Genomic DNA, 14,138 nt, shown 5'->3' on the forward strand with positions numbered 1-14,138 from the left:
CCTTTATCCTCCTTACCCTTCAAATATATGTAAATCAAGTTCTAGATGCTTTTTTCGTTTTTGAATTTTTCTAATTGGTACATACATTAAAAGCCCTAAAAAGACATTCAAAAAACCAAGATTAATAGACATAAACGCTACTGGTGACGCTGTTAGCCCCGTAAATATATTGAAAAAACCTATTAAAATACTAAGAATAGCCACTGGAATAAACAGCCTACTAATTGATTTCAAATATTTTATTTTAGAAGGTGCATCTGAGTATAATTCAAATGCTCCATCAGCTGCTTCTTTACGATAATATGCCCAAACACCAAATTTAGAAACGCATTCAATATTCAACGATTCTAAAAATTCACAATAATCTTTCTTTTCACCAACTACTAATTCATTTCGATAAATATACTTTCCAGGCTCGCCTTGTTCGAAAACAAAGAAGCTAATTATATTTCTTCGTAAATGCCAGCCTTGCGCGGCCATTTCATTTACCCATTTCTCTTCTTTCTCATAGTCCAAAAAGAAGCGAAATTTAATTTTTTTCATATCAACACCTCTTATAAAAAATGCGTTTTAGGCTTTTCCATTTGTTATACGGATACCATTGTCAAAAAGTTCCCTTAATCGTAAAATTTCATATTCTATTACTTTTTTTCCACTTTCAGTGATTATATATTCCTTCTTACGCCCATCGCCATCTAATGCTTCAATCCACTGCCGTTCCAGCAATGTTTTTATAGCGCCATATATCGTGCCTGCACCTAGGCGAACACGTCCTTTACTCATTTCTTCAACTAATTGCATAATGCCATAGCCATGTCGTGCTTCGAATAATGCTAATAAAATATAATAAACCCCCTCTGTTAAAGGCGGATATTCCTGTGCTTGTGTCATAAAAATACCTCCCTCTATATCGCCAAACAATATATCGACTGACGATATAAATAAAATATATCAGCGCCCGATATAGTTGTCAATGACAAAACTAACGATTCATTGATTTTAAGCTATTGCTATTAGAAATTACTCATGGTAGCATGTAAGTAACCACTTGCATTGGAGGTTGTTTTTTATTGACAACAAAAGAAACAGCAGAACGAATCATCGAAGCAGCGATTCAGTTAATTAGTGAAAAGGGCTACACCGCAGCGACAACGAAGGCAATTGCCGACTTAGCACAAGTCAATGAAGTAACGATTTTCCGCCACTTTGGCAATAAACAAGGGATTCTAAAAACCATTGTGGATAGATTTTCCTATAATCCTATTTTGCAAAAAATGATGCATGAAGAGGTGACATGGGATTTAGAAAAAGATTTAAACCATTTTTCAATGAAATATTTTGAATATATGATGTCCATAAAGGACCTTGTGATGATTGGCTTTAAGGAATCAATGCAATTTCCAGAAATCAGTAATGAAATAGCAACAGTTCCCCTTATCTTCAAAAATGAGTTAATTCAATATTTCGAGGAGATGCACCTTAAAGGGAAAATCCGTGAGGTCAACTTTGAAGCCGCTGCACTATCTCTTATTGCTCTGAATTTTGGTCACTTTATTTCACGCGCTCGATTAGGTACTACCGTATCTACCCTACCAACTGAAGAACTCATTAACACAAGTGTTGCAATTTTTTCTAGGGGATTAATTTCCTAGAAAAAATTTTTCTTCAAAATGCAAGTAAGTACTTACTTATAGGAGGTTTATTATGAAAGCATTACAGGCGTTATTTAACATCCGTGAAACTTATATTGGCATTTTTGCTACTATTGCTTTTCAATTAATATTTTTTACCATTTGGATGACCGCATACGACGGGATAAATGATAGAGCAGAAAATTTAACGATTGGCATTATTAGTGACGATTCATCCGTTGGTCAAGAAGTGATGAACGGATTAAAGAAATCATTGCCATTTGCAACGAAAGATTTCACTTCAATTGAACAAGCAGAAAAGGATTTGAATCAACGTCATATAAATATGATCATTCACATTCCAGCTGATTTTTCAGCTCAAATACAGGCAGGAGCAGAAGCTAACATTATTTATTCTATAAATCAAGCGAACGCAAGTCTTGCTAAAACAATGATGGAGAGCGTAGCAAATCAAGCTACAGAGGAAGTCAATCATAGTCTGTATCCTCTACAACAAGGAGAGATAATAAAGACATTTTCACAGCAGTTTTCTCAGCTACCTTTGGAACAAAATACAGCATCTAAAATTCAAGAAACTGTTGCCACTACCATTATGAGTGTAAAAGACCAAACAGTTAAATCTACTATCATTAAAACAAATGAGGTCAAAGGCTTTGCAGCAAATTTTGTGCCGTTAATGGTTATTATTTCATCATTTGTCGGAGCAATGGTAATGATTATGCAACATCAGCAGGCAGCAGAAATCGTACAACATACCGTTTCAAAATGGTCTTTATTTTTCGCTAGACAGCTTGTAAATATTGCTGTTGCTTTTATTCTTCCATTACTAACGATTGGATTGATGCATCTATTTTCTATTTCGAGTGCGGAAAACTTTTTCACTATTTATTTTTTCCAAGCCTTCATGTTTTGGGCTTTTCTATGTTTAGCACAAGTCTTTGTTATCGTCTTCGGTAATCTTGGCATGGTATTTAATATTTGCGCACTTTCGCTACAGCTTGTTACTTCTGGCGTACTCGTACCAAATGCTATGCTTTCAGACTTTTACCATCGCCTCGCTTCCCTATTGCCAGCAACTTACGGCGCAGACGGCTACTATACAATCATTTTTGGCGGTAGCTCAGAAAGTCTAAGAAATAATAGCAGTTCGTTAGCTATTATCATTGCTGTCACACTAGTCATTGCAAGTATTGCCGTTGCCCTGAAAAAATCTAAAATAGAACAAAATCCAAGCGTGCCTAACCTTCAGCAATAGAACAAAAAAGCTTGGACAAAAAGAAAAAGTGTTTGATTGGCTATTATCAATCGAACACTTTTTTGCTAATATTCAATTAAATACTGGAAATTGTCACCGTTTAATCAGCGTTTTCCTAGATTTATCGATAATTGTCTTAACTTTCATCAAAACGTAAAATTGCCGCAAGCTGCTGATTTAATTCACTCGCACTTTCTCTAAAATCATGACGGTACCATTCAATAATCATGCCAATAATTGCATTTGCTTGATAGGCACTATAGAAATCCGTTTTTATTTTTCCAATTTTATTTTGTGCTAAGTCTCTTTTTAATAACGATTGGATTTCATCAAATAACATATAATAATAGGTTAACGGTACATTTTTTGAAAAGACGATTCGATAAAATAGTTTAAACCGTTCTATATGATGAAAAATACGAATTGTATTTGGATCTAGCTTATTTTTAATAATAGTCGTCGATGCTACACGATATGGTTCCTCATAGGAATTATATAAATCCTCAACAATTTCCTGAAAGTATTCCTCGAACAGTTTCTCTTTTTGTTCGTAGTGCAAATAAAATGTACCCCTATTTACATTGGCCACACGACATATTTCAGCAATCGAGATATTTTCTAGCGGTTTATGACTTAACAAAGTAAGCAAGGCATTATGTAACGCTTGTTTTGTTTTAACTACCCGCAAATCATTAATGGTCAAAATTTTTACCCCCTTATTGTACAAATATTTTAAATGTGTTGATTACTGAACAGTTCTACGAATTCTGCATATTGAAATCGCTTACATGAGTATTATAATATTTTAATGAACACATGTTCAATACATAACCAGCGGTAATAGATGCCCATGTATCATTACTTCTGGTTAAGCATTCGGACAAAGTAACTTTGTCCTCAGGAAAATTCGATCTAATAGGAGGTCTTTTGACATGAGATTAGAAGGTAAAGTAGCAATCGTTACGGGAGCAGCTTCAGGAATGGGAAAAGCAATTGCAGAAGGTTATGCAAAAGAAGGTGCTAAAGTTGTTGTTTCTGATTTAAATTTAGACGGAGCAAAGGCTGTTGCGGATAGTATTCAAGCAAACGGCGGCACAGCTATTGCTATACAAACAAATGTCGCTTCAACTGAAGACATGCAACACTTATTTGATGAAACAAAAAATGCATATGGAAAATTAGATATTTTAGTTAACAATGCGGGCATTATGGATGGTATGGAACCTGTTGGTGAGATTTCGGACGAGCGTTGGGATAAAGTATTTGCGGTAAACACAACTGCTGTTATGCGTTCAATGCGCATGGCAACAAAGATTTTCCTAGAGCAAGGACATGGTGTTTTTGTTAATAATATTTCTGCTGGCGGATTATATGGTGCACGTGCTGGTGCTGCCTATACTGCATCTAAACATGCGGTAGTTGGTTTAACAAAAAATACAGCATTTATGTATGCCAACCAAAACATCCGTTGTAATGGTATTGCACCAGGTGCTGTTATGACAAATATCGCTGCATCAATGACGAATATGAGCGAAGTTGGTGCGGCTCGTCAGTCACTAGGATTAGCAATCAATCCACGTGCTGGACAACCAGAAGAAATAGCTCAACTTGCTATTTTCTTAGGCTCAGATGAAGCAAGCTTTGTGAATGGACAAGTCATTGCCGTTGATGGTGGATGGACTGCTTACTAAACCCTATATAAAAAGCACGTAAAGAGATATACATGACCTTTGCGTGCTTTTTTCGAGCTTTATGCTTTTTCTGTTGCAATGCGTATGCCAATTCCTACTAACATAACGCCTGTAATTTTATTAAATATTGCCTGCACTGTTTGTTTCATAAACCATTTTCGAATCACATTCATAACGAGTATCACAATGCCTAACCAGACAATCGATAACGCGATTAAAATGCCTGCCAACACGATTAATTGAGTGTTAATATTAAAATTTGGCTGAATAAATTGTGGCATTAATGTTACATATAAAAGCAAAGTTTTTGGGTTTAATAGATCTGTCGTAATGCCTTGAGTCATACAGCTAAGCGATACATTTTTTTCTCCATCTATCTCTATAGGTAGCTCCTCTTGCAACATTATATTTTGTGCTCTAGCACGCCAAGATTGAATGCCTAAATAGATTAAATAAGCAGCACCTGCATATTTTATCGTTAAAAATACGACCATTGATTTAGAAATAATCGTAGCTAGTCCTAATACAGCAAGGGTTGTCCAAACGACAAGGGCAAGAATAATCCCCACCATTGTAAAAAAGCCTGCTTTCTTTCCATGTATGATTGTATTTTTTAACACTAGCAGTGAATCCACCCCTGGCACCATAACAATCATCAATGCCACTGCTGTAAACATCCAAATCTCATGCATATGCTCACTCCTTAAAACAATACTAAGTATCATTATAAATTAAATAAATTTTCTGCATATAATATTTTCTTATATAAAAGCACACACATTCATTTTTTGTATGTGTGTGCTTTTGCATGTTTTAGTTAATTGTTGCTACTTTTTTTGAAGGCATTGCTAATCCAATAATGACTCCAATTACAGCTGGTAATATCCAGCCTAAACCAATATCATATAAAGGTAATATATTTGAATACAGCTCTGCTACTGAATCCAATACACTTAATTTTGCTGCAGGCATACTATTTACTAATGCATTGTAGCCATCAATTAGGCTAACAAAAAATGTTAAAAACATTGCAGATGCATAAACGGCTTGCTTATTGTTAAATAATGAAGAGCTTAAGGCTAGTAAAATAAGAACAATCGCAAGTGGATATAAGAACATTAGCACTGGAATAGCAAATTGAATAATATTATTCAAACCAAAGTTAGCTATTGAAAATGAAACTACGCACAAAATGAAAACAAACCATTTATAGCTAATTTTCGGGAAAACTTCATGGAAAAATTCACTACAAGAAGTAATTAAGCCAATACTAGTTTTTAAACAAGCTAGTACAATAATTACTGCCAATAAAATAGCACCAAATGAGCCGAAATAATGGTCTGCTACTGCTGCAAAAATTAAACCACCATTATCAAATGTTCCGACAGCTTCAATACTAGATGCACCCATATACGTAATGAGCCCATAGATTAAAGTCATTAATGCCATAGCGAAAATACCCGATTTCCATGTTGCCTTAGCAATTTCTTTCCGATCAGTAATACCCGCATTTTTAATAGCATTAATTACGACAATACCAAATGCTAGTGATGCTAATGCATCCATCGTATTGTAGCCTTCTTTAAAACCTGTCATAAAGGAAGACTGGATATAGTCACCTATTGGTTCTTGGAAATGCCCCATCGGCTTCACAATACTGATAATAATTAAAATAAATAATACGACTAAAAAGGCTGGTGTTAAAACCTTACCGATATAATCCATAATTTTTGCTGGATTTAATGAGAAATAATAGACTATTGCAAAAAATATGAAGCTAAATACGGCTAATAAAATTGTTGTATGCTCCGCACTAATATATGGTTCAAAGCCAACGACAAATGGTACTGTCGCAGTTCGAGGAATTGCAAAAAAGGGACCAATTGTTAAGTATAGCGCTAGTGAAAAAATAACGCCAAATAAAGGATGAATACGGCTCGCTAAATCACGCAGACCATTACTGCCCGATAAACCAATCGCTAATATGCCCAAAAATGGCAAACCGATTGCTGTAACTAAAAAGCCGATTAGTGCAAACCAGAAGTTTGTTCCTGCTAGTTGTCCAAGTTGGATTGGAAAAATAAGGTTCCCTGCTCCAAAATACAGTCCGAATAACATTGTGCCAATGACTGCATAAGTAGAAAAAGGTATTTTCTTTTGCATAATTGATGTACTCCCTTGATGTGTTTGACTATAGCAAATTACCTTGGCGAATTCAGTTCAGATTATTATGAGCTTACTCGAAAAGCCTTAAAAAAATCTGGGGCATTCGCCAGGACTTTAACTGTTTAAGCGTTTCTCTTCGTGCAAGTGACAATTTTTAGCTTGTCTCACTTATCGGTTTTGAGAGTTATGCTAAAAAAGTTAAATCGAATGAATTTTCACTACAATTTCACTATGGTAACAGGCATTTATTATAAAAACAATAGTTTTTTCGAAGTTGATTACTAAATGCACAGTTGCTAGCTAATAAGTAAAAATTTAAAATGAAAAGAGCTGTCAGAAGACAGCTCTTAGTTTGCAACAGACCACTCAATATGGTTTAAAAAATTATATACATCTTCATAAACTTTTTCACGTTCTTTATCTAATGTAATGATATGACCTGAATTTTCATACCATATAATTTCTTTATCATCAGTTTTAACTGTATCTAAAATAAACGGAGCACTTTGTTGGTATAGCTCATCGTCTAATAATCCTTGCAATACTAAAGTTGGTGCTTTAATTGCTGGTAAATCTTCACGTGTTTCTTCTGTTAAACGAGTAACACCGTCTAAGGAATCTTTTGGTGTAATTCGTAATTCATGTAATTCAGAAATAATTTGGTCTTTTGATTTGTTTTCAAAATGTTTATATAGTCTTGCGTAATTATATAAACGTGTAAATAAACCTTTTGAGCTATCGCGTGTTATCGGCGCACACATGGCAACAACTCCTTTAACAGGAAATTGCTCTGCTACTTTTAACGAAAAGACACCGCCAAGTGAAATTCCTACTACTGCGATTTCTTCATGGCCTTTATTTTTTAGGAAGTTGTAGCCTTCTACTACATCATTCCACCAGTCTTCAGGCTTTGTTTCAAGTAGGGCTTCTGGTTCTACCCCATGACCACTATAAATAGGTGCATGAACTGTATAACCACGTGTTGATAAAAATTCCCCTAGCTTTTTCACATCTTTTGTGCTACCTGTAAATCCATGCAGTAATAGTACGGCTTTTTTGCCTCCCTCAATTGTTAGAGGTTGCGGCTTTGATAACTTCATTTTATAATATCCCCTTCACGGAAATTTGTATTTGTGTATTTTATGTGTCTATCTTAACACCCTTTATTCATAATGTACAATTTATAGTTTTTATCGTTTCGATACTTTTCATGCATGAATGGTGTGAGGTTGAAGCCTTGTATAATCACCCTTTGCGGATGCTTAGAAATAATAAAAATTACTTTATTAAAATTACTTTGTTTTCCCTTATAAAATTTTTCTACGTTGCCTATACTTCCTATACTTTTACCGTTATAATGCAGGTAACTAATAGAAATACTATTAATGGAGGTGGGAAAAATGGAATGGCAACAATTGGAATATTTTGCAACGGTAGCAAAACTTGAACATATGACACGTGCTGCGGATGTATTAGCTATTTCACAGCCTGCACTAAGTCGCTCAATCTCTAAGCTTGAGGAGGAATTAGGTGTACCTTTATTTGACCGCCAAGGACGCTCCATCATGCTAAATCGCTATGGAGAGCAGTTTTTATATCGTGTGCAGCGTATGCGCAAAGAATATGAAAAGGCAGTTTTAGAATTACAGGAGCTGAATAATCCTGAGCTTGGAGACGTGTCACTGGGCTTTTTACATACACTTGGAACAAGTATTGTACCTGATTTGATCCGCGCTTTCCGTCAGCAACATCCGCAAATCCGCTTTCATTTCACACAAAACTATTCACATTCACAATTAAAACAACTACTTGCTGGTGAGCTCGATCTGTGCCTACTTGCAGCTATTAACACTGAACCACCTGTATGTTGGAAAGAACTATGGCGAGATGAGCTTTACATTATGGTGCCGATTGATCATCACCTTGCCAATCGAAAAAGCATTACAATGAAGGAATTAGAAAATGAAAATTTTGTATTAATGAAAAAAGGCTATGCATTACGACGTACTGCGGATCGATTATTAAATGCTGCGGGCATAAAGCCTAAAATTACTTATGAAGGAGATGAGGTCTCTACCGTCGCGGGATTTGTAGGGGCTGGCCTTGGCGTATCCCTACTACCTGATGATGAAGATCTTAATCCAAATAAAGTCGTAAAAATTCATGTTGAAGATATGGTCTGTGAACGTATTATCGGAATGGCTTGGATTGAAAATCGTTACCTTTCACCTTCCGCTCGACAATTTCAGAAATTTGTCTTTGATTATTATGAAAAAATGGGACCTGCTAAAAACAACGACTAAAAGCGGAAGGATGCATTTATGCATTCTTCCGCTTTCAATTTATACTTGAAGAGGTATTATGAAAGTATTCATTACTCCCCTATATATTTAATTTGATAAGAAAACATATCCGTCGTGTCACCGCTAATTTCAAAAAGCCCTTGCCTTGCCATCGTAAAAATTCGATATTCTAAAAAGGCATCGCTCATAAAGTCTTCGTTTTTATTGATAGTTTGCCCAATGACAGTCGCTGGTGAAAGCCAGAACTCCTTGTTTTTATCTTGTAATTCTTTTGCACTTTCAATAATTGTTGCATCGTAAATATTCTCTTCTGCGTGAACAACACCATTTTGCCAAACTCGCAATGTACTTGGGTTTTGCTTGAGTTCTGCCCATTCTTTAGCAAGTCGCTGACACTCTTCCAATGAAAAGCGCTTAGCGTCAGGTCGTAGTTTCATAAGCATATCTGCAGATAATTCTCCTGTATGGTGAATGGACATATCTGGATGAATTCGCTTTAAAGCAACAGTTGCATCTATACCAAATACCATGCTGCATTTACTTATAAACTCACTCATAACATAGCGTAACCCTATTTCTTCATGTGTATTTTGGCTATACCAAATCCATATATCCATATCACAAGGAATACCTGCGATTGATCTCGTCCACATCTTATGAATGTCTTCGTATAATGCTCGTTCTTCTTTATCTCTAAAAATATTAGTATTTAACCATTGCTTTCGATTTTCCAAACTTGTAAGTGGTCCAATCGAGAAAATATCATTGACACAAATGACCGACTCTTCTCGCTGTAAATGGTGTTGTCGTATCGCGTGTTTAATAGAACCTTGTGCAGATAAACTAAAGGTAATATGTAAAATTGCCATATAGCCTCCTCCTTTTATTGTTTACTTAGTGCGATCTGTATACCGATAAAAGTAAATAGTATGCCTTGTACCATATTCAAACGTTTAGCGATTGCTGGCTTCCCTATAATGATTTTTCTAACTTTCCCCGCAAAAATACTAAATAACGAGAATAGAATGAGTGCCTGTACTAAAAATACAATACCCAAAATAAGCATTTGTAATGCCACATGGCCATGTATTGGGTTTACAAACTGTGGCAATAGTGCTAAGAAAAATAAAGAAACCTTTGGATTTAAGACATTCATCAAAATTCCTTTACGATACAGCGAACCTAAAGCTTGAATATTTTGTTGATCCAATGTAAAAGGATCATCCTTTGCTCGAAATGATTGCCATGCTAAATATAATAAATAGGCAGCACCTGCAAATTTGACAATCGAAAAGATGACCGTCGATTGATAAATAATAGCTGAGATTCCTAAAACTGCAGCTCCGATATGCACAAGTAAACCTGTACATAAGCCTAATGAAGTAGCAATGCCTGCCTTTTTATCTTGTGTAATGCTTTGCGCAAGGACAAATAAATTGTCCGGTCCTGGCATTAACGTTAAAATAATGGCTGCTCCTAAAAACGTCACTAACGTTGAAATTTCCAACTCTTCCCCTTCTTCCCACTGCTTATAAAAAAAAACATAATTAGAATGGTTTTATTTTCATTATACTACACGACACTCTCTACTTTAGTTGTGAGTTTATGACTATATATAGAATTTTTTACAAGAAAATTATTGTCTCGATTAATGCTCGTTCAAACAACATTTTCTTTGTTTATGCATTATAATGATAATAAACACTAGATATTTTGTTTACATTGCATTGGAAACGAGGTGAGCCGTCGATGGCAGTAAGCGATATAGTTCAAGAATTTGAGGACGAGCAAGGGAATGTTTTTTATAAAATGAAAACACATGATGTCGACGTTCAAGCAATGCAATCTTCTGGCTTAGCACCAGTTCTTACGTATTGGCTTGGCGAAAAAGATATTACAGAGGATATCCGAAATTTACGTTTTAGCCCAAGACCCCCATCAAGTTATATACAAGATTATGATGCATTTCAGTCAATGCTCTATGCAAAAGAGCAACGTGCCATCAATCAACTCTATGAAAAAATGAGCATTAAGCCAAAAAATATGACAACAGGAAAACAAATATTATGGAGTTTCTTTGTTATGATTTTGGCGATGTTGCCTTTATTAGTTGCCATTTGGTGGTTTAAATAACCGTTTTTAAATTAGTAGGGCATTCATTTTAATATGCGAGTGTTCTGATCTTCACCTTTTTGTCCTCATTTATACAGATTTTTTCTATTCAGCTTGACAGACTCACAGAAGTAGTGCATTCTTTATTCAATTACTAGTACGAACGAGTGCCGTTTTCATTATATATGGTACGGACCTCTGCACAAAAAACAATAAAAATAAAGCGAACGAAGACTAGTACGTAGAAACTAATTGCTAAGAGAGCGATGCCCATCGGCTGCAAGGCATTGTACAAAAAAGTCTACAGAACCTACTTCGTGAAACGTCCTAGCAAAAACTAGGCGCAGTCTCAAGCGTTATGAGGAAAGTGGAATATCTCAAGATATTCAATGTAGGTGGTACCACGGAAAGCAACCTTTTCGTCCTAATTTTTTAGGATGAAAAGGTTTTTTTATTGTTATTTTAACAGCGGGTGAGACAACGAATGGTGAACTGGGGGAAATGGAATGGAAAGAAAAAGAATCGTCGTAAAAATTGGCAGTAGCTCCTTAACGAATGCAAAAGGCGAAATTGATAAAGTACGCTTAATGGATCATGTGCAAGCTATTGCAGAATTAAAAAAATGTGGTCATGAAGTTTTGCTTGTTTCTTCAGGGGCTGTTGCAGCGGGTTTTAAACATTTAGGCTACCCTTCTCGTCCAGTAACAGTAAAAGGGAAACAAGCTGCCGCTGCAGTTGGCCAAAGTTTACTTATCCAAACATACCATGCGCTATTTAGTATTTATGATATTACGCCTGCACAGATTTTACTTACACGCACGGATTTTTCGAAAAAAGAACGCTACAAAAATGCCTATGCAACATTTGAGGAATTGTTAGAACGTTCGATGCTCCCAATTATAAATGAAAATGACACTGTATCTGTTAGTGAGTTAACATTTGGCGATAATGATATGTTATCGGCACTTGTAAGTGGACTTGTCCATGCAGACCAGCTCATTATACTTACAGATATTAATGGCTTATATGACGCAAATCCCAATAAAAATCCGCAAGCTAAACGAATTGATCGATTAACAGAAGTGACTGATGAAATGCTTGGCTTTGCTGATGGTGCAGGCTCAAAAGTCGGAACAGGTGGAATGGAGTCTAAACTTTTGGCTGCGCGAGCAGCTTTAAATGCTGGTGTGAAGGTATTTATCGGCACTGGTGATGGTGCGCATAAACTTGTTGATATTATGAATGGTCATGGAGATGGGACATATGTTGAGCATGAGGCGCTCGCTATATTAACAAATAATAAACAGTGGATTGCACTTACGGAAATTTCTGGTAAAATTTTTGTAGATAACGGTGCTGAAATTGCCTTGCTAGAGAACGGTAAAAGCTTGCTACCAGCTGGTGTCTACCGTGTTGAAGGAGACTTTGAACACGGTGATGTTGTAGAGGTTTATTGTGAAAATAGACTTCTTGGTCGTGGCGAAGTTTTATACTCCTCACTTGAGCTAGCACATGCAATGGGAAAAAGGACAGATGAATTAACGAACTATCCAATAGAAGTTATTCATCGAGATAAATGGTTAAAAATACAAACGAATTAAGGAGGACTAAAGATGACGAGTGAAGTATATCTAAAGGGACAACGCGCAAAGGCAGCAAGCTATGTATTAAATATTAAAACGACTTGCGAAAAAAATGATGCACTACTAAAAATTGCTGAGCAATTAATTAACGATCAGGATGTACTCATTGCAGAAAATTTAAAGGACTTAGCAAGTGGCAAAGAAAAAGGTATGCCACCTTCTACCCTTGATCGCATTATGTTAAGCAAAGATCGTATTTCAGCAATGGCAGATGCCATTCGTTTACTTGTAACATTAAATGATCCCGTTGGCACAATCCTTGAGCGTATTGATAAAGAAAATGGTCTACGTATTGAAAAGCGTATGGTACCAATTGGCGTAATCGGCATGATTTATGAGGCGAGACCAAATGTAACTGTTGATGCCGCAACATTATCGTTGAAAACCGGAAATGCCGTTATTTTACGAGGAAGTTCCTCTGCTAAATTTTCAAATATTGCGCTTGTGGCAAGTATTCACAAAGCGCTTGAAAAAACGTCTATCCCTGTTGATGCAGTGCAACTAATTGAAGATACGAATCGTGAAACGGCAAAGGAATTATTCCATTTGAAAGAATACCTAGATGTATTAATTCCTCGTGGAGGCAAGGCCCTTATCGATTTAGTCGTTCGTGAAGCTTCAGTACCAGTGCTTGAAACAGGAGCTGGTAATTGCCATATTTATATTGACCAAACTGCCGATTACATAAAAGCAGAGACAATTTGTCTGAATGCCAAAACACAACGTCCTTCTGTTTGTAACGCGGCTGAAAGCTTACTCATTCATCCTGACTGGTTTTGTGAACACGGTTCAAAGCTGTTAAATGCGATGCACGATGCTGGAGTGACAATTGTCGGTGATGCAACAGTTTGCCAAACCGTAAATTTCGCGCAGCTCGCTACAGAGGAAGACTATGCAACGGAGTACTTAGATTTAAAAATAAGCGTTAAAGTTGTCGAAAACGTCTTTGAGGCTATTGAGCACATCAATCAATACGGTACAAACCACTCGGAAGCTATCATTACTGAAGATCCACTAGTAGCAGATACATTTTTAAATAATGTAGATGCCGCAGCCGTTTATCATAATGCATCTACTCGCTTTACAGATGGCTTTGAATTCGGCTATGGCGCCGAAATCGGTATTAGTACACAAAAATTACACGCACGTGGACCAATGGGCTTACCAGCATTAACATCAACAAAGTATTTTATCCATGGAAATGGGCAAATTCGTCAGTAACAATTAGTTACCAATATAACAAGCCGACAGTAAACTACACTGTCGGTTTCTTTACTAGCATAATCACTTAACAACCAGTAGCTATTGTATGTCTA

The 14,138-nt window shown here is 36.1% G+C and carries 15 protein-coding genes; 7 read left to right on the forward strand and 8 right to left on the reverse strand.

Translation table 11 applies throughout. The features are described from left to right. Positions 1–12 precede the first annotated feature (12 nt). Both ACIQ1H_RS08245 and ACIQ1H_RS08250 read right to left on the reverse strand, forming a co-directional pair. Positions 13–543 carry a DUF2812 domain-containing protein gene (locus tag ACIQ1H_RS08245; protein WP_402887962.1) on the reverse strand — a complete coding sequence of 177 codons (531 nt, stop codon included), beginning with the start codon at positions 541–543 and terminating at the stop codon, positions 13–15. 27 nt (positions 544–570) lie between these two features. Further along, entirely contained in the window at positions 571–891 is a 321-nt protein-coding gene (locus ACIQ1H_RS08250; protein WP_402887963.1) for a PadR family transcriptional regulator, read from the reverse strand. Between the two features lie 179 nt (positions 892–1,070). Here ACIQ1H_RS08250 and ACIQ1H_RS08255 point away from each other — a divergent pair, with 179 nt between their 5' ends. After that, positions 1,071–1,652 carry a TetR/AcrR family transcriptional regulator gene (locus ACIQ1H_RS08255; RefSeq protein ID WP_402887965.1) on the forward strand — a complete coding sequence of 194 codons (582 nt, stop codon included), beginning with the start codon at positions 1,071–1,073 and terminating at the stop codon, positions 1,650–1,652. Between the two features lie 52 nt (positions 1,653–1,704). Continuing rightward, positions 1,705–2,907, forward strand: coding sequence for a YhgE/Pip domain-containing protein (locus tag ACIQ1H_RS08260; RefSeq protein WP_402887967.1), 1,203 nt, complete (start codon positions 1,705–1,707; stop codon positions 2,905–2,907). 136 nt (positions 2,908–3,043) lie between these two features. On the opposite strand, the gene ACIQ1H_RS08265 is transcribed toward ACIQ1H_RS08260, so the two are convergent. Further along, on the reverse strand, positions 3,044–3,610 hold the full coding sequence (locus tag ACIQ1H_RS08265) for a TetR/AcrR family transcriptional regulator (protein WP_402887969.1): 567 nt from the start codon (positions 3,608–3,610) through the stop codon (positions 3,044–3,046). A 229-nt stretch (positions 3,611–3,839) separates the two neighbouring features. Between ACIQ1H_RS08265 and ACIQ1H_RS08270 the strand changes: the two genes are divergently transcribed. Then, positions 3,840–4,598, forward strand: coding sequence for an SDR family oxidoreductase (locus tag ACIQ1H_RS08270; RefSeq protein WP_402887970.1), 759 nt, complete (start codon positions 3,840–3,842; stop codon positions 4,596–4,598). A 59-nt stretch (positions 4,599–4,657) separates the two neighbouring features. On the opposite strand, the gene ACIQ1H_RS08275 is transcribed toward ACIQ1H_RS08270, so the two are convergent. The 3 genes from ACIQ1H_RS08275 to ACIQ1H_RS08285 form a co-directional block, all read right to left on the reverse strand. Beyond that, on the reverse strand, positions 4,658–5,290 hold the full coding sequence (locus ACIQ1H_RS08275; protein WP_402887971.1) for a LysE family translocator: 633 nt from the start codon (positions 5,288–5,290) through the stop codon (positions 4,658–4,660). Positions 5,291–5,411: 121 nt separating this feature from the next. Next, on the reverse strand, positions 5,412–6,761 hold the full coding sequence (gene brnQ, locus ACIQ1H_RS08280) for a branched-chain amino acid transport system II carrier protein (RefSeq protein ID WP_402887973.1): 1,350 nt from the start codon (positions 6,759–6,761) through the stop codon (positions 5,412–5,414). A gap of 350 nt (positions 6,762–7,111) precedes the next feature. Continuing rightward, complete coding sequence (locus tag ACIQ1H_RS08285; protein ID WP_172771105.1) at positions 7,112–7,864, reverse strand: alpha/beta hydrolase; 753 nt, start codon at positions 7,862–7,864, stop codon at positions 7,112–7,114. A gap of 300 nt (positions 7,865–8,164) precedes the next feature. On the opposite strand from ACIQ1H_RS08285, the gene ACIQ1H_RS08290 reads away from it, so the two are divergent. Continuing rightward, positions 8,165–9,067: a LysR family transcriptional regulator gene (locus ACIQ1H_RS08290; RefSeq protein ID WP_172771104.1), complete on the forward strand. Its 903-nt coding sequence runs from the start codon at positions 8,165–8,167 to the stop codon at positions 9,065–9,067. 71 nt (positions 9,068–9,138) lie between these two features. Here ACIQ1H_RS08290 and ACIQ1H_RS08295 read toward each other — a convergent pair whose 3' ends face one another. Next, positions 9,139–9,936 carry a DUF1835 domain-containing protein gene (locus tag ACIQ1H_RS08295; protein ID WP_402887975.1) on the reverse strand — a complete coding sequence of 266 codons (798 nt, stop codon included), beginning with the start codon at positions 9,934–9,936 and terminating at the stop codon, positions 9,139–9,141. 14 nt (positions 9,937–9,950) lie between these two features. Then, positions 9,951–10,574 carry a LysE family translocator gene (locus ACIQ1H_RS08300; RefSeq protein WP_402887977.1) on the reverse strand — a complete coding sequence of 208 codons (624 nt, stop codon included), beginning with the start codon at positions 10,572–10,574 and terminating at the stop codon, positions 9,951–9,953. A gap of 242 nt (positions 10,575–10,816) precedes the next feature. Here ACIQ1H_RS08300 and ACIQ1H_RS08305 point away from each other — a divergent pair, with 242 nt between their 5' ends. The 3 genes from ACIQ1H_RS08305 (at position 10,817) to ACIQ1H_RS08315 (ending at position 14,043) form a co-directional block, all read left to right on the forward strand. Then, positions 10,817–11,200, forward strand: coding sequence for a sodium:proton antiporter (locus ACIQ1H_RS08305; RefSeq protein ID WP_402887979.1), 384 nt, complete (start codon positions 10,817–10,819; stop codon positions 11,198–11,200). A gap of 485 nt (positions 11,201–11,685) precedes the next feature. Continuing rightward, a complete protein-coding gene (gene proB, locus ACIQ1H_RS08310) occupies positions 11,686–12,780 on the forward strand; it encodes a glutamate 5-kinase (RefSeq protein ID WP_172771100.1) in 1,095 nt (364 codons plus the stop codon). A gap of 12 nt (positions 12,781–12,792) precedes the next feature. Then, positions 12,793–14,043, forward strand: a complete 1,251-nt coding sequence (locus tag ACIQ1H_RS08315) for a glutamate-5-semialdehyde dehydrogenase (protein ID WP_402887981.1) — start codon at positions 12,793–12,795, stop codon at positions 14,041–14,043. Positions 14,044–14,138: the final 95 nt, after the last annotated feature.

It is taken from the genome of Lysinibacillus sp. NPDC097279, from assembly GCF_044761745.1.
Classification (GTDB): Bacteria; Bacillota; Bacilli; order Bacillales_A; family Planococcaceae; genus Lysinibacillus.

Coding starts and splice junctions, on each gene's coding strand:
- ACIQ1H_RS08305 (WP_402887979.1), top strand. CDS start 10,817: ATGGCAGTAAGCGATATAGTTCAAGAATTTGAGGACGAGCAAGGGAAT.
- ACIQ1H_RS08290 (WP_172771104.1), top strand. CDS start 8,165: ATGGAATGGCAACAATTGGAATATTTTGCAACGGTAGCAAAACTTGAA.
- ACIQ1H_RS08295 (WP_402887975.1), bottom strand. CDS start 9,936: ATGGCAATTTTACATATTACCTTTAGTTTATCTGCACAAGGTTCTATT.
- ACIQ1H_RS08285 (WP_172771105.1), bottom strand. CDS start 7,864: ATGAAGTTATCAAAGCCGCAACCTCTAACAATTGAGGGAGGCAAAAAA.
- ACIQ1H_RS08315 (WP_402887981.1), top strand. CDS start 12,793: ATGACGAGTGAAGTATATCTAAAGGGACAACGCGCAAAGGCAGCAAGC.
- ACIQ1H_RS08270 (WP_402887970.1), top strand. CDS start 3,840: ATGAGATTAGAAGGTAAAGTAGCAATCGTTACGGGAGCAGCTTCAGGA.
- ACIQ1H_RS08260 (WP_402887967.1), top strand. CDS start 1,705: ATGAAAGCATTACAGGCGTTATTTAACATCCGTGAAACTTATATTGGC.
- brnQ (WP_402887973.1), bottom strand. CDS start 6,761: ATGCAAAAGAAAATACCTTTTTCTACTTATGCAGTCATTGGCACAATG.
- ACIQ1H_RS08275 (WP_402887971.1), bottom strand. CDS start 5,290: ATGCATGAGATTTGGATGTTTACAGCAGTGGCATTGATGATTGTTATG.
- ACIQ1H_RS08245 (WP_402887962.1), bottom strand. CDS start 543: ATGAAAAAAATTAAATTTCGCTTCTTTTTGGACTATGAGAAAGAAGAG.
- ACIQ1H_RS08250 (WP_402887963.1), bottom strand. CDS start 891: ATGACACAAGCACAGGAATATCCGCCTTTAACAGAGGGGGTTTATTAT.
- proB (WP_172771100.1), top strand. CDS start 11,686: ATGGAAAGAAAAAGAATCGTCGTAAAAATTGGCAGTAGCTCCTTAACG.